This is a genomic window from Bacillus sp. AFS031507 (genome assembly GCF_002584635.1).
Lineage (GTDB): Bacteria > Bacillota > Bacilli > Bacillales > Cytobacillaceae > Neobacillus.
In genome coordinates this window covers 85,225-104,696 of record NZ_NUOW01000011.1, presented here as the reverse complement: position 1 = coordinate 104,696, position 19,472 = coordinate 85,225, and the positions used below count along the sequence as shown (strand labels likewise).

Below are 19,472 nucleotides of genomic sequence, written 5' to 3'. Positions count from 1 at the left end.
ATGCTGATTATACTTCAACAATATACGGTGATAAAGGAGAGGCAATGGGCCTCTCTTTTTCTATGGTGAATTGCCGTTTCCAAAGTGTCCGAGACGAAATCGGAGATCGCGATATGTATTGCAACCATCCTTAAGAGGTTTAGACAGGAATGAAACTTCTAATACTATAGATAACTTTAGTTCCGTTACGGCGTTTGATAGGATTTATAAGGAGAGATGCAAATTTGGAAGCAATTTACCAGGCATTTTTGGTTTTTGTGGTAGGATATTTGTTTTTAAGGCTGACTGGAAAAAAAGCTGTAGCTCAAATGCACAGTTTCGATTTATTGTATATTCTTGTCCTAACCAATATCATCAGTACCCCTATAGAGGTTAAAAGTATGGGAATGGCTATTACCTATGCTGGAATCACAGTCATTCTATATAAAATCTTTATACGTTTATCCTTACATAATAAATTAAGATGGATTCTTTATGAAAGTCCAACGGTATTAATTCATAACGGGGATATCGATCGAAAAGGGCTGAAAAAGGTGCGTATGACAATAATTGAGTTATTGTCATATTTAAGAGTACAAGGGTACACTGATACTCAAAACATTGCCATTGCAGTGATGGAGGAAACAGGAAGTATTAGTGTTATCCCCAAGTCGGAATACCGACCAGTTCAACCTAATGATTTAAATTTACATGTAAAGAGAGAATATCTTCCTATTCCACTGATCATGGACGGTCAAATTGTTTACCATAATTTAAAATATCTGCAATTAGACCGTGGTTGGCTAATTGACGAGCTCGAAAAATCGGGTGAAAAAGTAGAGAATGTTCTATTAGCAACTTTTTTAGAAGATGGAAAGTTATTTATAGACAATAATGAAATGAAGGAACATAAAGGCGATCCATATTACTACAAACCAGGGAGAGATAATTAAATTAAGTATAGTTGGCTGGGGAGCCTACATTTTCTATATGAAATAGAAATTTGTTTGTCCTTATAAAAATCCTAGGGAAAGAGCCCTTCCGATTCTTATTTCTTAACATAAATTGTAGGGAATAAGTCTAAGGAGGGGTATAAAATGTTTGGATATGGTGGATTTGGTGGTTGTTGTGGCTATGGCTACGGTGGTATCGGCTACGGGGGCGGATTTGCCTTAATCGTTGTATTGTTTATCTTGTTAATCATCGTTGGAGCCACAATCTGTTTCTAAGAAAATACGATTAGTCGTAACTTAAAAAAGCCCTACAAGGGCTTTTTTGGTTGAAACTATACTTCATTAATATCGTCCATGGGATTTTGAAGCCGTTAAAAAGATTTCAGGAACTTCTGAAAATTCGGTTGACTTATCCTGCAGTTGTTTTATTATAGAAAATATAAAACAATGTTTTACTTATAAAACGAACAGGAGGAGAATATGCCTTTTTTACAAGTGGAAGATTTACAGATCCATTATGAAATCGAAGGAGAGGGTGCCCCACTAATTATCTTACATGGAATGGGGAACAACTCTCAATCATGGAAAAAGCAATTAAAGGGATTATCCAATCAATTCACGCTGATTGCATGGGATGCACCTGGGTATGGAAAAAGTTCTGATCCAAAAGTGGAATTTAGGGAATTTAAGCAATTTGCTGACGTTTTAAAAGAATTTATCGAAAAATTAAACTATGAATCTGTCACGCTGCTAGGACATTCAATGGGGTCGGCGATTGCACTCGATTTTAGTTACCGCTTTCCCGAAATGGTTGATGCGTTAATTATTTCAGATGCAACAAGAGGGGCAGCGGCACTAAGTAAAGAAGAGAATGATCGGAAATTAAAAAATCGTCTACATAACATTGAAACAGTAGAGCCGGCAGAACTGGCGAAGCTTCGCGTAAAGGAACTCCTTTCACCGCAGCCAGATCTGGAAATAAAGAAAGAGGCAGAAAGAATCTATTCGCAAATCAGACCGATGGGATTCCGCTCTGTCGCCTATTCACTTTTTTCTTTAAATCAAATGGATATTCTATCTTCGATCACTACACCTACCCTTGTTATTTGCGGAGAATTAGATAGAGTAACACCAGTTAGTGAGTCGCAGATTTTTCATGAGACAATAAAGGATTCAACATTTGTTACCATCCCTAGGACTGGTCATTTATGTTATCAAGAAGATCCCAATAACTTTAATGCAATCGTTCTAGACTTTCTGACCTCATTGGTGAAAGTATAAATCAAGAAGAGATTGCCCTTCTTTGCATAAACTTTGATATGATTGTAGTATATGAAAATTAATAACAATGAGATGGTGATATGCTTATGGCAAAAGATGAAAAGGAACGATATAATGCCAATGCCTTAGTGCGAGGATTGGAAATTTTAAAGCTATTTAGTGAAGAGCGCCCCACATTATCCTTGGTTGAAATCGCGAAAGAACTGGATGTAAGTCGAACGGTTCCGTTCCGGTTATTGTATACACTTCAAACACTTGGATATCTCTATCAAGATGAACATACGAAGCGCTACAGTTTAACCCCAAAGGTGTTGGAATTAGGCTTTGCCTATTTAAGTACCTTAAAACTCCCTGAAATTGCGCAGCCATATTTAGAAAAATTAAGGGATGAAACTGGGGCATCTTGTCATTTATCGATTTTGGATGGTCAAGAAGTTGTCTATGTTGGCAGTGCGCCAGTCCGAGGAGTCTCGGCAGTTAATGTGAATATTGGCTTGAGACTGCCCGCCCATGCGATCGCTAATGGAAAAGTACAGCTGGCCTATCAACCCCAAGAAAAATTAAACCAAATATTATTTGGCTCTAATTTAAAACCATATACGGAAAGAACGCAAACAGATTACATGGATTTTCAACAAGAATTAGCTACGATTCGGCAAAAGGGATATGCGATTACCAAGGGTGAATTCCATCATGGAATTCAATCGGTTGCTGCTCCCATATTTGAGCGAACGGGTCAAGTGATGGCAGCGATTAATGTGGTCGCCACAGAAGCTACCTTCAATCAAGAATTTATTGAAAAAATTGCCTTACCTAAAGTGCTGGAAGTTTCCGAAATATTATCTGGATTTATGGGCCGCCACTCAAAAATGAACTAGAAAGCTTGCGAATTTTCGCAAGTTTTTTTTGTTGTTTAGTTTTATATATAAAACTAATTTTATTTTGTGAAACAAAATGAATGATTTTTGTTGACGTAATATTCTCAAAACTTTAAAATAAACTTAGCAGGAAACTATGTTTTGTATATAAAACTTATTCCTTGCTGCGAAAAATAAAAAAAGGAGTGATAAGAGTCCGTTTGGGCGTTTGAAGTATTATATATATTTAATAATTAAATCTTCTGGAAGCGCATTCACTTGATTAAAATCAAAAGGGGGCTCTTTAATGCTGAGAACGAATAAACGTTGGATTTATATTGCTATGCCTATTTTCTTTTTTTGGTTTTTTGGACAAATTGATAAATTAGGTATTTCAATTATCCAAACGGATCAAGGTTTCTTAAATGATCTGGGATTAACAGGTGCAGATAAGAATGCAAAAATTGGGATGATTACATTTATCTTTACCATAGCTTATGCCTTATCCAATATATTTTGGGGATTTATCATTGACAAGCTTGGAGCAAGGAAGACAGGTATCTTCGGTCTTATTGTATGGGCTATTACCATGATTATTGGCGGGTTATCTACTTCCTACGAGATGTTTATCTTGAGCCGTGTCATTCTTGGTATTGGTGAGGGGATGATGATTCCGATTTGCGGAAAATTTATCTCAAACTGGTTTAATCAGCGTGAACTTGGGCGGGCACAATCCTCATGGCTGGTAGGAAACTATTTAGGACCTGCTAGTGGAGCGATTATCTTAACGCTTGTTATTGCCACCTTCCATTGGCAAGCCGCCTTTTTCGCTTTAGCAGCATTTAATATTTTAATCGTTCTTCCTATGTTTATCTTCCTTACTCGCGATACACCTGAAGAACATCCACGACTAGATCAAAGGGAATTAGCGTATATTCGACAGTCAGATTCTAAAGTATCAACGAAAAAACAAAGCTTTGTTCAAGACTATCGTTATTGGATTGTCTGGTTCGGTATGTTAGTGTCGTCATTTTTATTTTTCGGTATTAGTATTTGGCTGCCTACTTATTTAGTCGGAGCGAAAGGTTTCACAAGGGAGGCTATGACTGGAATCACCTCTTTATCTTGGCTGTTTGCTTTAGGATTCGTATTAATTTGCGGATTTCTAGCGGATAAAACCAAGCGTCCTGGTTTACTTGCGACGATCCTATTTCTTTTGACGGCATCATTTTTAACTGCGGCCATTCTTTCTCCGCAGCCAGTTATGGCCGGGGTATGCATGGGCTTAGCAATGGGAACACAAGGCGGCGTATTCCATTTAAGTAATTTATTTATGGTTAAATTCTCTACGCCTGAAACAGCCGGACGTGCTGCCGGGTTGATGGGATTTACTAACATTCTTGGCGGGTTTTCAAGCTATATTATGGGTTGGATGGTTGATATTGCCGGTGGGGACTTTGGACCTTCCATTGTGATGTTGATTATCGCAGCTACGCTTGGGTTCATTGCGTATCTATTTACATTGAAAAGGGAAGCAGCAGAGCTAAAGATTGAGAATCTACCTCCTCAACAGGTGATTTTATAATATGTTAGTAGGCTATATTGTTTCTCATATAAAACATAGTTTTATATATTAAATATTTTCAATATTTATAATTGACAATTATAGTATTTGGAATTAATATTAGTTTATAAAGAAAACATCGTTTTATATATAAAACGTATTCAAGAAGGAGTGTTGTAAATGTCTGAGGAAAAGTTTTCAGTAGAAGCGTTTGAGAAAAAATATGTGGCGAGGTTAAAGGATCGCTCATTAGATTTCAACGTGTTGAAGTTTCAGGAAGAAGTGGACCCAGCTTATCGTAGAGCACAGATGAGATATATCGGCCGCGGTGCCACTGCTAATAATGATGCAAATGTGATTGCTGCAGAACACTTCACATTAAGCACCATGGTTTTACCAGCAGGGTGTAAAGGACCACTTCATTTACATGATGATGTGGAGGAAGTTTTCTTTATCTTAAAAGGCAGTGTGACTGCACTCATCCAAGAAGAGGGTGAAAGTGAAGTCCATGAAATCGTCTTAAATGAAAGGGATTGTATCAGCTCTCCTCCAGGCGTCTATCGCGGACTGCGCAATGATAGCGATGAAGAGGCATTAATGCTCGTTATGCTGGGTGCTGTTAAGCCGAATTTACCGACTTATCCAAAAGGTAGCGCATTAGAGGAACTTCGTCTTAAGCGGGCTAAAGAGAGAGAAGCAATTATTACCGGAAAATAATTTTTCAATAGGCAGATGTTTCTCAGCAAACATACTCCCTGAAACTTAAGAATTTGTTCGTTGACAGGGATGGTCCTCTTATTTTCATGCGGGATCATCCTTGTTAACTTTAAACGAAAAAATGGAGGTAGCAGGATGTTAGGAATCACACATTTAAGGCATATTAGCTTAATTACCCCCGTTCTCAAGGAACAAGCTGAATTTTATGAGAAAATATGGGGCTTGGATAAGGTTTCTCAAGATGAACAGTCTGTTTACTTTCGCGGGGCCGGCCCAGAAAACCATATATTAAGCTTGCATGCAGGAGAAAAAAGAGGGCTGCACCATATTGCGTTCGGTATGGTGGATAAAAACGCAGTCGACAGAGCGGCAGAAATCCTTGCTTCAAAAGGTGTGAAGATTGTTTCCCCACCTGGTTATTTGGATGAGGAAGGAAAAGGTTATGGGTTGCGTTTTGTCGATCCAGAAAATCGCTGTATCGAATTATCAGCTTGGGTGGAAATCCATACCTCGATTTGGAACAAGAAAAATGTCGATCCAGTCAAACTGAACCATGTCGTAATGAATACGAAAGACCTTGATATGATTACTGATTTTTATACGAATGTACTAGGGTTTAAGGTGACCGACTGGAGTGAGCACCAAATGTCCTTCTTACGCTGTAACAGGAAACACCACTCGATTGCCTTCAATCAGGATGCTCACGCCTCCGTTAATCATATTGCCTACGAAGTGGATACGGTGGATGAAGTGATGCGAGGAATCAGTAATGTCAGAAAAGCAGGCTATCAAGAGATTTGGGGCCCAGGACGCCACGGTCCTGGAAACAATGTTTTTTGTTACTTCCAAGATCCAGGGAAGTTTGTGATGGAGTATACCTGTTATTTGGAAACGATTGAAGATGAGTCAGAATGGAGAGCGCGTGTCTGGAAGCGAGTGCCACATTTAATGGACCAATGGGGAATTGCCGGCCCTCCAAAACCGGAAACACGGGCAGCAATGGGCGGCGAGCCAGACCCAGGCTGGGTAGATGTTAAAGCATTGGTTTGACGAAAAGGGGTGTCAGGATGGATTTAGGATTAAAGGGTAAAGTAGCGGTCATCATGGGAGGAACCTCTGGAGTTGGCTTAAAGACGGCAGAAATGTTTCTTCAGGAAGGTGCCCGCGTCGCGGTTTGCGGCAGAAATAGCGAGCGGAAAGAAAAAGCCTATGATCACCTGCTGAAATTTGGACCAGCCGATTCGATTTTTGCAGCAACCTGTGACGTGACTAATAAGGATGATGTTAACTCGTTTATCATCGGGACAGCCACACACTTTGGCGGGATTGATATCCTTGTGAATGCTGCTGGACAAAGTGTCATGGGTTACTTTTTTGATGTGACGGATGAACAATGGGAGCAGCAAATCCAATTGAAATACTTTGCCATCATTTATGCGGTGAAGGCAGTTCATCCTTATTTGGTTAAGAATGGCGGCGGCCGCATCATAAATATCAATGCTACATTAGCGAAAGAGCCGGAAAGACATATGATTGCGACGGCGGCAACAAGAGCCGGATTATTGAATTTAAGTAAGACTCTATCGCAAGAGCTTGCTTCCGATAATATTTTAGTCAACTCAGTGAGCTTAGGGTTGATTCGTACCGATCAATGGGAGCGAAGAAGATTGAATAATGCCCCAGATATGAACGCAGAAGACTATTATTCTGACTTAGCCAAAAAGCGAAATATCCCTTTAGGGAGAGTTGGCGAAGCAGAAGAAGTGGCGAGTGTGATTTTATTTTTAGCATCAAGCAAAGCAAGTTATGTAGCGGGTTCAACCATTGAAACAGCTGGAGCGCTGGGTAAAGCGCTTTAATTACTGATAAAGGCAGGAATGAATGATGAGCGAACAAAATCAGATGGAATATACCACAGCAGATGCAGTTGTAAAAGAACTTGTCCGTGCTGGAGTGGAAACAGCGTTTGGAATTGTCAGTATACACAATATGCCGATCTATGATGCGATTCTCCGGGAAGGAAGCATTCATTTAGTCTGTTCCCGCGGTGAGAGCGGCGCGGCAAATATGGCAGATGGCTATGCCAGAGCCACGGGTAAATTGGGAGTCGTGATTACGAGTACGGGAACAGGTGCCGGAAATGCGGCAGGTTCGTTAATTGAAGCATGGGCCGCAGGTGTACCAGTTCTTCATCTTACCGGTGAGGTGGCTTCCCCTTACCTAGGAACGGGCAGAGGATATATCCATGAATGTAAAGACCAGTTGTCGATGATGGAAGGGTCTTGTAAAAAAGCAGTTCGCTTAAGAAGACCAGAGCAGGCAGCTGCCGTCGTCCGGCAAGCCATACAAGATGCGTTTGCCTATCCGGCAGGACCAGTAACACTTGAAATCCCCATTGATTTTCAATCAGCCATTATCCCTAATCATCCGATTGAGGATATCAGTTTAATAGCTCCAACCAATCAAACCATTCCATCCATTCCTGAAGAGGCATTAGCCAAAATTAGTCATGCTCGCCGGCCGGTCATTTGGGCAGGAGGAGGAGTGATTACCTCTGGCGCCTCAAATGAGGTTACCGCGTTGGCAGAAACGATTGGGGCGGCCGTGATTACCAGCCAATCTGGAAAAGGAAGCATTCCTGAAAATCATTCACAATGTATCGGTCACTTTGCTGCGAATGAATTAACGAAAAACCTACTGAAAGATTCAGACCTGTTGATCAGTATTGGGGTTCGCTTTAGAGGGAATGAAACAGCCAATTGGAAAGTCCCTGTTCCAAAAGAACATATCTCGATTGACGCGGATTGGCAGGCGATTAATCGTAACTATGAAGCGACCTATGGATTAGTAGGCGATGCGAAACAAATTTTACAAGGATTAAATCAGGCATTATCACAGAAATCAATCGTTCCAGATCCTGCCTATCTAGATGAAGTACAGTCCGTTCGGGAAGAATTGCGGACACAGTTACGAGCAACACTGGGTCCTTATGAGCAAATCCTCGATGGGATGCGAAACGTGTTACCAGAAAACACGATTTTAGTCCGGGATGTAACCGTTCAGGCGAATGTGTGGGGAAGCCGCTTATTTGAAATCTATCAACCTAGGACATCGATTCATGCGTCCGGCGGCGGGATTGGCCAAGGGCTGCCAACAGCGATTGGTGCGCAAATGGCTTTTAAGGATCGTCCGGTTGTGCTGATGGCAGGCGATGGCGGATTTATGGTCAATGTCGGTGAAATGGCCACTGCGGCCCAGGAAAAACTACCGTTGATTGTGGTCCTGTTTGATGATGCGGGTTACGGGGTGCTTCGAAATATTCAAAGTGCGGCCTATGGTCGGCAAGTTGCCGTTGATTTAATGAGCCCTGACTTTGTGCTACTAGCGCAATCGATGGGATTTGATGCCTCACGGATCGGTTCAGCCACAGAATTTGTCACTGAACTGGAAAAGGCCGTTGCTGGTAAAAAGCCAACGATGATTGTGGTTGACATGGAAGCGGTCGGACCAATGGCGAAACCCTTTGGAGGTCCTCCAGGTGCAGCAGATGCTTTCAAACCGAAAAAGTTATAGGGAGGAATTAGTGTGATTTCAACACATCCATTTGTTTCAGGAAAATACCTGATTGGCGGGCAGTGGCTTCAAGCGGAAAGAACAGCCAATGTCACCAATCCAGCACATACGAGTGAAGTGGTCGGTGAAGTTGCCTTATGTTCAAAAGCGGATGTAGATCAAGCGGTGGGAACGGCTGCTAAAGTCTATGAAAGCTGGTCGCAAAGTGACATAAAGGATCGGGCAAACCGGATGAGGCTCGCAGCTGATGAGATTAAAGCAATCGTAGAAGAGAATGTCAGTTTGTTAGTTCGCGAGAATGGCAAGGTCCTAGTTGAAGCGAAAAAGGATTTGCTTCGAGTAGTCGATATTATGAAACAAGGGGCAGAAGAATTGCTAGAATGGTGGAAACCTGAAAGTTTGCCTGGAGGTCAAAAGGTGCAAATCCGCAAGCGTCCGCGCGGGGTTGCAGCTATCATCTCTCCCTGGAATTCACCGCTGATTCTTACCTTTAAACGAGTCATTCCCGCTGTGTTGACAGGAAATACGGTGGTCGTTAAGCCAGCAACCAGCTGTCCATTAACGATCATGACGTTCTTGAAAGTGGTAGCTTCCTATTTTCCAGATGGGGTTATCAATGTTGTCACCGGTTCTGGCGGTGTGATTGGTGATGCGCTTTGTTCTGATCCGCGCGTCCGTACGATTGCGTTCGTCGGCAGTACGGAAACAGGCAAAGAAATTATGCGTGCTGCTGCTGGGACAGTAAAGAAACTGTATATGGAGCTGGGCGGGAATGATGCAGCAATTCTTCTTGCTGATGCTAAGTTGGATGACGAAGCAATCAAACGTCTCCGTTTCGGGGTTCTTCGCGCGGCAGGGCAAGTGTGCTCCGCCATCAAAAGGATCTATGTTCACGAATCCAGATATGAGGAAGTCATTGAAAAATTAACGAAGGAATTTAGGCGTATTCGGGTTGGGAATGGGATTCAACCGGATGCTGAAATGGGTCCATTAAATAACAAATCCCAATATGACTATGTAAATGGCCTGATCAATCGAGCAAGTGAATCAGGAGCAAATGTCATTACTGGAGGAATTCAGTTAGATCCGGAATCGTGGGAACAAGGTTATTTTATTATGCCGACGATCATTACTGGTGTGGACCAACAGAGTGAAATCGTTCGTGCCGAACAATTTGGCCCGGTTATTCCGATCTTACCGTTTTCAGATGTAGATGAAGTAGTGCGGCTCGCTAATGACAGTGAATTCGGGTTAAGAGCGTCTGTTTGGACGGAGGATGAATTGCTCGCCGTGAAATTAGCTGATCGATTAGAAGCAGGCGCCGTCTTTTATAATAATCATACGGTTTTCCAGGATCTCCATCTTGATTTTCCTGGCCAAAAAGAAAGCGGCTTGTCCCGTGAAACGAGACATTGCGGACTCGAATATTTTGCTGATTCATACGGTTTGGCCAACTAAGAAGGAGGGCATCAGATGAGAATAGGATTAATTGGCGGAGGAAATATTGGAAAGTTCCTCCTTCAAAGCATCAATATTGAGGGTCTTCTTTCAGGTGGTAAAATTGTAGGTATTTATACACGGAATCAGCAGGCAGCCGGGGAGCTTGCTACTGAGTTTGCAGTAGAGAACTATTCGGATATTCAATCACTTATCCAGTCTAATATTGACCTTGTTGTTGAAGCGGCGACCATTCAAGTAGTGAAAGATTATGCGACGGCGATCTTAGCAAGCGGTAAAGATTTAGTGTTAAGCAGTATTGGCGCCTTAGCCGATGTGGATTTTTTTCAAAATCTAGAAAGAATATGTCAAGAAAGCAGTACAAAAATTTATTTACCATCAGGTGCCATTGGTGGATTAGATGTTCTAAAAGCGGCGAAATCGATCGGCGAACTAGAATCTGTTTCGATTACAACTAGGAAACCGCCACAAGCATTGCCTGGTGCTCCTGCCGATCAAGAAAAAGTGATGTTCGAGGGCTCTGCGGCTGAAGCGATTGAATTGTTCCCGAAAAATATTAATGTATCGATCATCTTGTCTTTGGCGGGCCTCGGACCAGAGCAAACAGGTGTGAAAATTATTTCCGATCCAGCGGTGAGGAAAAATAGTCATTCGATTGAGGCAACAGGGTCTTTCGGAACATTATTACTAAAAGTGGAAAATGATCCGATGCCTAATAATCCCAAAACAAGTTATTTGGCTGCATTAAGTGTGCTGTCCGCATTGAAAAATAAAGATGCGGTCATTAAAATGGGATAAGTGTTAAAATTATATATGGAAGAAAACAGGAGAAACCCGAAGATTTTTGATCTCATTCTCTGGAAAAAGTATAAGAAAAATAGTGTTAGGGGGAATAGTTGATGGTTAAAACAAACATAAATCTAGAAGACATGTCGCAAAATGATGTTGTTGAATACTTAAGTGAATCCGTTCAGCCAGAAATAGGCGCGATTCCTGCCTCTCTATTAGGAGATCCAAAAATCTATGATCTTGAACATAAAAAGGTGTTTTTAAAGACATGGATATTTGTTGGTCATGAATCAGAAATTCCCAATAAAAATGATTTCATTACAAGAGATGTTGCTGGTTATTCCGTCATTATTACACGAGGCGCTGATGGTGAAATTCGCTGTCTCTATAATATGTGTACCCACCGCGGCATGAAGCTTTGCCGAGCGGATGCAGGAAATAAATCTTTATTTACTTGCCCGTATCATGGGTTTAATTTTAAAAACAATGGGGATTGTGTTGGGGTACCTCTGCAAAAAGATATTTATGGTGAGGAATTTGATAAATCTGGTTTAGGGCTTCATCATGTTAGAATCGAAACCTACAAGGGTCTTATGTTCGGGACGTGGAATGACGAGGCTGAACCATTAGAAGATTTCTTAGGCGATTTTAAATGGTATCTCGATATTTTGGCAGGCCGGGCGGAAATGGAAGTATTGGGGCCGCCGCAACGATTTATTATTCATTCGAACTGGAAAATTGGCGCGGATAACTTTGTGGGTGATTCGTATCATACCATGGTTACGCATGGCTCGATTGTCAAATTGGGAATGGTCCCAAGTGCTACCTATTCCAAAAAGGGTTATCAAATTCATACTGACAAGGGGCATGGCTTAAATCTAGGCACGCCTAATCCTGATTTTGCCTTTCCAGAGGAACTTAAAGAAGAATATAAGTCTAATTTAACAGCAGAGCAGTATGACGTGTTGTCTAATCTAAAAAATATGATTGGCAATATTTTTCCCAATCTATCTTTCTTAATTTCTCATACGAAGGTAAAAGGCCAGTTGATTTCGAATACTTCGGTTCGTCTATGGCGGCCGGTTGGTGTCGATAAAATGGAAGTGATCACTTGGTTTTTAGTGGAGAAAAATACTTCAGCCGATTGGAAAAGACGTTCTCGTGAGTCGTTTGTTTTAACCTTCAGCCCGTCAGGAATCTTTGAACAAGATGACACAGAGGTATTTACCGATATTACTGCTGCAGCCTCCGGGACGATGCCATTAGTGAAGCAGCTGACCTTTAATTATACGATGGGCTTACATCGAAAGCCTGTGGAAGATTTTATTGGACCGGGTGTCGTTTTTGATGATAAATTCACCGAGGCCAATCAAAGGAACTTTTATCGTTATTGGCTCGATCTCATGACTTCTTAAGGTTTTATTTTTTGAAGAGAGAAAGCGCCTACAAAAAAAGATTGGAGGAGTCATGATGAGTTTAGAGAAGATGCTTGCAACCTTTGAAATGGAGCAATGGTTATACAGGGAAGCGAAGTTTCTCGATGATATTGATTTTGATGGCTGGTTTAGTTTGCTGCACCCAGACATTTCTTATCAAATGCCGGTAAGGGTTAATAAGGAAGGGATTGAACGTCCCGATTATTCCTTCGATATGTTTGCTTTTGATGATGACATTGAATTATTGAAAATTCGCGTGGACCGTTTAAAAACAGATTATGCCTGGGCGGAAATCCCGCCGTCTCGTACACGAAGGTCAGTCAATAATGTTCGCCTTCTTGAGTATGTTCCCAATGAAACAACGGTTGTTAACAGCTATTTGACGATTTATCGCAGCCGAAGTACCGATATTCATCACGATTTAATTTCAGGTGAACGTCAGGATGAATTCACGTATGTTGACGGGGAATGGAAGCTTTCTAAGCGCGTATTCATTGTAGATCAAACGACTTTAAATACTAGAAATCTGGCTATATTTGTATAGAAGCCAAAGTAGAAAGGAGCACCTTGATGGCTCAGCTAAGTGGGAAATCAATTTATTTGACCGGAGGTGCCTCCGGAATTGGAAGGGCTGTCACCGAGGCATTTGTAAAAGAGGGTGCCGTTGTGACCATCCTTGATCGGTCTGCAGCAGGATTAAATGAGCTCAAACAGCAATATGGTGAACAGGTTCAATGCATTGAAGGCGACGTTTCGATCTATGATGATCATGTACGAGCAGTGCAAAGGGCTGTGGAAACATTTGGAAAGTTAGATGTCTTTGTGGCCAATGCAGGTGTATTCGATGGATTTGCCAAATTTGAAACCGTCACACCGGAAGCCATGTCTGATGCCTATGACCTCCTGTTCAATATTAATGTAAAAGGATATTTTAATGGGGCAAAAGCGGTCACTGCGGAACTTAAAAAAACAGCAGGGAATATGATTTTCACTGTCTCAAGTGCCGGGTTCTATCCGGATGGCGGCGGGGTTTGGTATACAGCAAGCAAGCATGCTCAAATTGGACTAATGCGCCAACTGGCGTTTGAATTAGCACCAGAAATCCGGGTGAACGCGGTGGCGCCTGGTGGAACGTTAACAGCATTACATGTTATTCCACCACTGCAGTCTTTTGTAAAAATGGTCGATAATGAGACGAAAGAGAAAAGCATAAAAAAACGGAACCCGTTACAAATTGCGATGAAGTCTGAAGATCATGTAGGGGCCTATCTACTTCTTGCTTCGGAACAGGCACGTGCTATTACGGGTGAAGTGATTTCAAGCGATGGAGGATTAGGTGTTCGCGGGCTTGGTTGATTTGTATCCGAATTACTAATTGAGGTGAATTTAATTGACCGAATCATTGACGGAAAAAAAGCCGTTAGCTGGAAATAACGTCATTAATCAAATTGCATTTGTTGTTCGTGATATTGAGCAGGCATCGGAAGCATTTTCGAAACTTCTTGGCATCCCGAGACCCAATTGGTTCTTAACAGGAGAACGTGAAGTTTCTAAAGTAGTCTTTCGCGGTCAGCCAAGTGCTTCTCGGAGTAAACTAGTATTTATGAACACGCCGACTGTGCAAATCGAATTGATTGAACCCAACCAAGAACCTGGGACGATGCGTGAATTTTTGGATACTGTTGGGGAAGGAATTCATCATATCGCCTTTGATATAGATGCTATTCAAGAGAAACTTCCTATTTTTGAGGAGAACGGTTACCCATTGCTTCAGAGCGGGGAATTTACGTCTAGTGATGGAAGATATGTTTATGTGGATACGTTAAAAAGTCATAAGACACTATTGGAACTCCTAGAAAGTGCTGTTCCGAGAGATACGGCCCCTACCACAGATATCTTTACCCCTTTATTAGGAACCAATAAAGTCGAGCAGTTGGCAATTGTCGTAAAAGATTTGGATGCCGCTGCCGAGGCGTATTGCAAGTTACTGGGCGTGGAAAAACCTCCAGTGATTCAATCAGGTCCGAGTGAGCTAACTCAGGTTATTTTTGAAGGAAAGCCAACTGAAGCTGACTCGAAATATATGTTTATTAATACCCCTCTACTTCAACTTGAATTAATTGAGCCGGGTGATTCACCAAGCACTTGGAAAAAGCACCTCGAAACACAAGGAGAAGGTGTTCATCATATTTCCTTTGTGGTTAATGATATCGAGGAAAAAGTGAAATTGCTGGAGGACCTGGGCTATCCCGTCATCCAAAGAGGTAATTTCTGGAACGGTAAAGGCCGATACGCTTACATGGATACTTCATCTACATACAAAGTAATCATCGAATTACTTGAAAGATTTTGATAAGACAAAATGGTGAGCCCTTGGACTCTCCGTTTTGTCTTTTTTATTTGCCCTGTATTTCATTGTGAAAAATTGTACAATAGGAGTTGGGAAAATACTTGGGTTTCGAAAAACATTAAATTTAGGGGTCATAAAATGGATAGAAAAGAACGGACATTAATTAATTATTACTATGAAAAATTATTGGATAATCGCTTGGATGAGAAGGATGTATACGCCTTTTTAATCCTTATTAGCAATAACAGCAATGGCAATAGCTGTCTTCAGGAGCTGGCGGGCTTTGTTGTGAGCCGAGGTACGAAGCCTGGGGTTATCACGGAGTATCTTTGCGAGACAAGAAATAAGTTTGCTAATCTCGCAAAAACGGCTCTTAAGATAGAAGAGGTATTTTCATTCAAGGAAATAAAAAATGGCATCAATCAAGTGCTGGTTGATTGCCAATTAAATGGCTTATCCAATGAACAAGTTAACGATATTATTGTGTGTGTTATCTCGATACTACAGCATGTGAAAATCACTGAAAACGGAAGAGAGATCGGTAGGCTGTTTTTTGCCATCGCTAGTAAACAGGTCATGTTAATGGCTGAAGTGGAAATTGTGCAGAACGGTGGAGGTAAGAAAACAAATGTAGTTTTCCCAGTTCTCACCGCGAAAAACAATTATGCAACGATCAAGAAACAAGATAAATATGATGCCCCATACTTTTTTGAGGAAAAAGTCATTGAAATTACCAATCAGGACGGAAAGTTAGAGATTAACTTTGTAGGGGCAATGGGGTCTGCCCCCCAGTCGACTAAAGGTTAAAACGGTAAATGATCATGTAAAATAAGGAAGTAATAAATGGGTAAGAATATAAAAGTGAAAGGGGAATGAGTATGGAATTAACAATTAACTGGAAAGAGAAAATGGCGTTTGCGGGGGTTACTCCTTCTGGACATGAATTTACGATGGATGCCGCTCCAGAAGTCGGAGGAGAGAATTCGGGCCCAAGACCGACGGAACTGCTGCTACAGGCGGTGGCAGGTTGTACAGGGATCGATATTATTTCGATCCTGAATAAAATGCGCTTAGAGCCATCGGCTTTTCATATGGATGTTAAAGGCGAACGTGCCGAAGATCATCCTAAGCGCTTTACAACGATTAACATTCATTATGCATTAGAAGGAGAATTACCTGAAGATAAGGTAATCCGGGCGATTCAATTGTCGAAGGACAAATACTGTTCCGTTTCCCATTCCTTGAACTCAGAAATAACCGTCAGCTACTCTATTAATGGGGTAAAGGGTGAAAAAACAATATAACATTGAAAGAAGTAACAACCAACTGGTGTTACTTCTTATTTATATGCTTTGGAGAAAAATCTATTGAGTTTTGGGGTAATGTGGGGAGATTCTACGTGCCCGAAGCCAAGGAATATCAGAGATTACGGTCACGTAACACAAATGGCCTTTAGCCAACTAAATCGTCCTCTTATTACCATCCATAACCTACATCAATTATTCTCCGTCATTAACATATATCGTAATATCGCGGCGAGGCCAGCACCATGCTTGAATTCGCCGTTAATAATTAAGGTCATTACTTCTTCCATGGTTAGCTTATGTAACTCAATTTGTTCACTGTTTTCCAATCGTTGCTCTGTAGCGATGAGGCCTGTTGCTGCAAATAAATAGATTTCCTCGCTTGTTGAACCAGGAGAAGGATAAAAGCTTCCTAAATCCAGCCAATATTCCGCTTTATTTCCTGTTTCCTCCTCAAGCTCTCTTTTCGCGGTTTCTAGTGGAGCATCATTTTCTTTATCAATCATCCCGGCAGGAAGTTCCCATTGCCAACTCTTTATCGCATGTCGATATTGTTTTATACAGATAATCTCTTTATCCGCCGTGATTGGCAAGATACATACGCCCTTTGCAAAATCTAAATAGGAGAAGTTCTTTTCCTCTCCATTTGGGACAATGACCTTTTCTATGATCACCCCAAAGCGATCTACCTGTTCTTTAATGGAACTACTAATTTTCCAAACCATCCGCATTCACCTCTACATTTCATTATCTTTAAACTATTTTACATGGATTGTGGCTGATTGACTAATAATACCTGACGGGGATATTTATCCCATAATTTGCAAACGATAAACGAAGACGTACATCTTTAAAGGAGAAGAACTTACTATTGAATCAAATACCTCCGTTTCGAAGACAAAGGTCGTATTTATCCCAATTTTCAACAGGACAGCTGCATTTAAAAAACCCATGGATTTCAGCCTTTTTTTCCTTTTCCTATCCAGGGTTTGGGCATATCATGCAGCATCGTTACGCGGCTGGGTATATTCTCATTCTCTGGGAGACATTTATTAATGATCGGGCAAAAGTAAACCTCGGAATTTTATATACCTTATTGGGTGAATTTGAAAAAGCAAAAGACGTATTGGATAATCGGTGGCTGATTCTCTATCTGGCTATTTATATGTTTGGAATTTGGGATAGTTATCGGACAACCGTTGATTTAAACAAGCAGTATATATTAGCTGACCGAGAGGACGCTCAGGTCTTGATCATGCAAATGGGAACATTTGATGTCAATTACTTGGATAAACGAAAACCGTCAATAGCTCTCATCTGGTCAGCCTTATTTCCTGGTTTAGGTCATCTGTATCTCCATCATGTGATTACAGGATTCTTTATATTTGTTTATGCGGTAGCCATATGTTATTTGGGACATATTCCTAAAGCGATTAACTACTCAATGGTTGGGGAGTTTACAAAAGCTATAAATGAACTAAATATGCAATGGACCCTTTATTTCCCCTCTATTTATTTTTTCATCATTTACGATTCTTATGTTTTAACGATTGAACACAACAAACTGTTTGAAAAAGAAATGTCCAAATATTTGCGAAAAAAATATCAAAGTAAAGATTTCCTTTACCCTTTGTAGAAAGTGAGTGTTTGTCCATTGTTTGTCATTGTCACTTTCGAGAATAGCATTTTTATTGAGTTAGCTATCACAGCCTTGGAACAAAACGGAATTTCAAATGATAAGATATTAGCGGCCCCGCTCGATAAAAGATCTGAACCGCGAAAATTATTTGATACGATTCATAGGGCTGACGGGATGAGTCTTTTTGATGCTGCCGCCATGTTAGGAACCTGTTTCATGCTACTTGGGGCCATTTACGGCTATGTATTAAAATGGGGTCCGATTATATGGGGAATTATTGGGGCAGTGAGCGGTTTACTACTAGGATTTTTGATTAAATTGTTACTTGTGAAAAAAAGTAAAGGTGGAGCAAAAAACATTAGATCAGAAATAGTCCTCATGATTCGTTGTGAAGAACAGCAGTGGGAAACCATAGAAAAGATCATCTGGGAAAATAACGCACTCGGGATGACAAGGATAAATGGGGCATAATACCGGGTGCCTGACCTCCGCTCTGTTATAAGTTTAAAGCGTTAAAGTGAGAAAGAAGACGAGAGGAAAAATCTCGTCTTTTGTTGGTGTCAGGCACCAAGTGTTTCGTTCACTTGCGCCCCGAGCTTTTGGATTTGCACGATAATGGTTGTGATTTCTTCTACGGGTTGAAGTAGTTTGCTGTTATCGAGGGTTGATGGGTTAAGTTTACCGTCGTTGAGATCCTTTAAGTAGAGGTCAATTTGTTGAGTTAAGAGGTTATTTTGTTCAATAATTTCCTGATGGAATCCCTTTACCGTTTCCGGGACATCAAGAGTATTAAAGGATTGTATCTTATTTTTCATCTGTTGGAGTTGTGCCTTGAGTTCATTTGCTTCTGCTTGGTTGTTTAAAACATGTTTGATAAGTGGAGGAGTTTCAGCGGCAAAATTGTCTAGGGTTGCTGCGTAGCTTGTGGCTTCCTTTACATAATCAAGCGTGTCAGATGCCGTGTTTAAATAAGAACACCCACTCAGGAGCAGCAATAGACTGGCAGAAAAAACAGTCAACCACCTTTTCATCTAAAAACCTCCGTTTCACCATAAGTATTATTGAAGAAACAGTTTTTTTACGCTCTTCTTATTTATGTATTCAGATACAAAAATAATATTCATTCTAGTGCTTGTAGAACAGGATGCTATTTCTGAAATTCATCATCCATTGACTTTATGTATCTTTGTGTCCAAAAAATGAACTTTTTTCCATGGCAAAATGCAGTATTCAACATATTCCGAGTGTCACTATAAAAATAAATGTCATAAACATTATGAAGATAGTAAAAAGTGTCGATATTTGATGACGAAAACTATTTTATTGTATTCGCTTACAATTGGTACACTTAGTACAAGTTCAAAATAAGGAGTTTCTGATGATGACTAACGACGATCTATTTACCAAAATCGAACATCTAAGAAAAACAATGATTTCAGTGGGGCTATCCAAAGGTTTTACCTCAAGTGAAACGGTAAGACTAAGTGAAAGGCTTGATAAATTAATCAACTTACAAATGGGTTTACTAGAGAAAATATCTGCTTAATTACTTATTATATTTATCCAATATAT

General features: G+C 40.7%; 22 protein-coding genes. 20 read left to right on the top strand and 2 right to left on the bottom strand.

Annotated features, from left to right (window positions below; all coding sequences use genetic code 11):
* The first annotated feature begins 224 nt into the window (after positions 1-224).
* From COE25_RS11005 to COE25_RS10925, 17 genes are all read left to right on the top strand, one after another.
* Positions 225-932 (top strand): DUF421 domain-containing protein, encoded by a 708-nt coding sequence (locus COE25_RS11005; RefSeq protein ID WP_257208772.1) that lies wholly within the window; start codon positions 225-227, stop codon positions 930-932.
* Between the two features lie 144 nt (positions 933-1,076).
* Entirely contained in the window at positions 1,077-1,208 is a 132-nt protein-coding gene (locus COE25_RS11000) for a YjcZ family sporulation protein (RefSeq protein WP_088089746.1), read from the top strand.
* 204 nt (positions 1,209-1,412) lie between these two features.
* Positions 1,413-2,213, top strand: a complete 801-nt coding sequence (locus COE25_RS10995) for an alpha/beta fold hydrolase (protein ID WP_098932678.1) — start codon at positions 1,413-1,415, stop codon at positions 2,211-2,213.
* Positions 2,214-2,299: 86 nt separating this feature from the next.
* Complete coding sequence (locus tag COE25_RS10990; protein ID WP_088089745.1) at positions 2,300-3,091, top strand: IclR family transcriptional regulator; 792 nt, start codon at positions 2,300-2,302, stop codon at positions 3,089-3,091.
* Between the two features lie 286 nt (positions 3,092-3,377).
* Positions 3,378-4,655: an MFS transporter gene (locus COE25_RS10985; RefSeq protein ID WP_088089744.1), complete on the top strand. Its 1,278-nt coding sequence runs from the start codon at positions 3,378-3,380 to the stop codon at positions 4,653-4,655.
* 159 nt (positions 4,656-4,814) lie between these two features.
* Positions 4,815-5,351, top strand: coding sequence for a cupin domain-containing protein (locus COE25_RS10980; RefSeq protein ID WP_088089743.1), 537 nt, complete (start codon positions 4,815-4,817; stop codon positions 5,349-5,351).
* A 135-nt stretch (positions 5,352-5,486) separates the two neighbouring features.
* A complete protein-coding gene (locus COE25_RS10975) occupies positions 5,487-6,401 on the top strand; it encodes a VOC family protein (protein ID WP_088089742.1) in 915 nt (304 codons plus the stop codon).
* 17 nt (positions 6,402-6,418) lie between these two features.
* Positions 6,419-7,210 (top strand): SDR family oxidoreductase, encoded by a 792-nt coding sequence (locus COE25_RS10970; protein WP_088089741.1) that lies wholly within the window; start codon positions 6,419-6,421, stop codon positions 7,208-7,210.
* A gap of 25 nt (positions 7,211-7,235) precedes the next feature.
* The gene (locus COE25_RS10965) at positions 7,236-8,924 is read left to right on the top strand and encodes a thiamine pyrophosphate-binding protein (protein WP_098932677.1); all 1,689 of its coding nucleotides are present in this window, start codon (positions 7,236-7,238) and stop codon (positions 8,922-8,924) included.
* A gap of 12 nt (positions 8,925-8,936) precedes the next feature.
* Positions 8,937-10,382, top strand: coding sequence for an aldehyde dehydrogenase family protein (locus tag COE25_RS10960; RefSeq protein ID WP_098932676.1), 1,446 nt, complete (start codon positions 8,937-8,939; stop codon positions 10,380-10,382).
* Positions 10,383-10,397: 15 nt separating this feature from the next.
* Positions 10,398-11,180: an aspartate dehydrogenase gene (nadX, locus tag COE25_RS10955; protein WP_088089738.1), complete on the top strand. Its 783-nt coding sequence runs from the start codon at positions 10,398-10,400 to the stop codon at positions 11,178-11,180.
* 101 nt (positions 11,181-11,281) lie between these two features.
* Positions 11,282-12,586, top strand: a complete 1,305-nt coding sequence (locus COE25_RS10950) for an aromatic ring-hydroxylating oxygenase subunit alpha (RefSeq protein ID WP_098932675.1) — start codon at positions 11,282-11,284, stop codon at positions 12,584-12,586.
* 52 nt (positions 12,587-12,638) lie between these two features.
* On the top strand, positions 12,639-13,151 hold the full coding sequence (locus tag COE25_RS10945; RefSeq protein ID WP_257208770.1) for an aromatic-ring-hydroxylating dioxygenase subunit beta: 513 nt from the start codon (positions 12,639-12,641) through the stop codon (positions 13,149-13,151).
* Between the two features lie 26 nt (positions 13,152-13,177).
* Positions 13,178-13,963 (top strand): SDR family NAD(P)-dependent oxidoreductase, encoded by a 786-nt coding sequence (locus tag COE25_RS10940; RefSeq protein ID WP_098932673.1) that lies wholly within the window; start codon positions 13,178-13,180, stop codon positions 13,961-13,963.
* Positions 13,964-13,997: 34 nt separating this feature from the next.
* Positions 13,998-14,960 carry a VOC family protein gene (locus COE25_RS10935; RefSeq protein ID WP_098932672.1) on the top strand — a complete coding sequence of 321 codons (963 nt, stop codon included), beginning with the start codon at positions 13,998-14,000 and terminating at the stop codon, positions 14,958-14,960.
* 135 nt (positions 14,961-15,095) lie between these two features.
* Positions 15,096-15,764 carry a hypothetical protein gene (locus COE25_RS10930; protein ID WP_098932671.1) on the top strand — a complete coding sequence of 223 codons (669 nt, stop codon included), beginning with the start codon at positions 15,096-15,098 and terminating at the stop codon, positions 15,762-15,764.
* Positions 15,765-15,835: 71 nt separating this feature from the next.
* Complete coding sequence (locus COE25_RS10925) at positions 15,836-16,261, top strand: OsmC family protein (protein ID WP_098932670.1); 426 nt, start codon at positions 15,836-15,838, stop codon at positions 16,259-16,261.
* Positions 16,262-16,452: 191 nt separating this feature from the next.
* Here COE25_RS10925 and COE25_RS10920 read toward each other — a convergent pair whose 3' ends face one another.
* Positions 16,453-16,986 carry an NUDIX hydrolase gene (locus tag COE25_RS10920; RefSeq protein WP_098932669.1) on the bottom strand — a complete coding sequence of 178 codons (534 nt, stop codon included), beginning with the start codon at positions 16,984-16,986 and terminating at the stop codon, positions 16,453-16,455.
* A gap of 146 nt (positions 16,987-17,132) precedes the next feature.
* Between COE25_RS10920 and COE25_RS10915 the strand changes: the two genes are divergently transcribed.
* Both COE25_RS10915 and COE25_RS10910 read left to right on the top strand, forming a co-directional pair.
* A complete protein-coding gene (locus COE25_RS10915; RefSeq protein WP_098932668.1) occupies positions 17,133-17,897 on the top strand; it encodes a hypothetical protein in 765 nt (254 codons plus the stop codon).
* 18 nt (positions 17,898-17,915) lie between these two features.
* Positions 17,916-18,371: a hypothetical protein gene (locus COE25_RS10910; protein WP_098932667.1), complete on the top strand. Its 456-nt coding sequence runs from the start codon at positions 17,916-17,918 to the stop codon at positions 18,369-18,371.
* Positions 18,372-18,460: 89 nt separating this feature from the next.
* Here the strand turns inward: COE25_RS10910 and COE25_RS10905 are convergent, their stop codons facing one another.
* Positions 18,461-18,931, bottom strand: a complete 471-nt coding sequence (locus COE25_RS10905; RefSeq protein ID WP_098932666.1) for a DUF6376 family protein — start codon at positions 18,929-18,931, stop codon at positions 18,461-18,463.
* A gap of 347 nt (positions 18,932-19,278) precedes the next feature.
* On the opposite strand from COE25_RS10905, the gene COE25_RS10900 reads away from it, so the two are divergent.
* Positions 19,279-19,446 carry an aspartyl-phosphate phosphatase Spo0E family protein gene (locus COE25_RS10900; RefSeq protein WP_088089728.1) on the top strand — a complete coding sequence of 56 codons (168 nt, stop codon included), beginning with the start codon at positions 19,279-19,281 and terminating at the stop codon, positions 19,444-19,446.
* Positions 19,447-19,472: the final 26 nt, after the last annotated feature.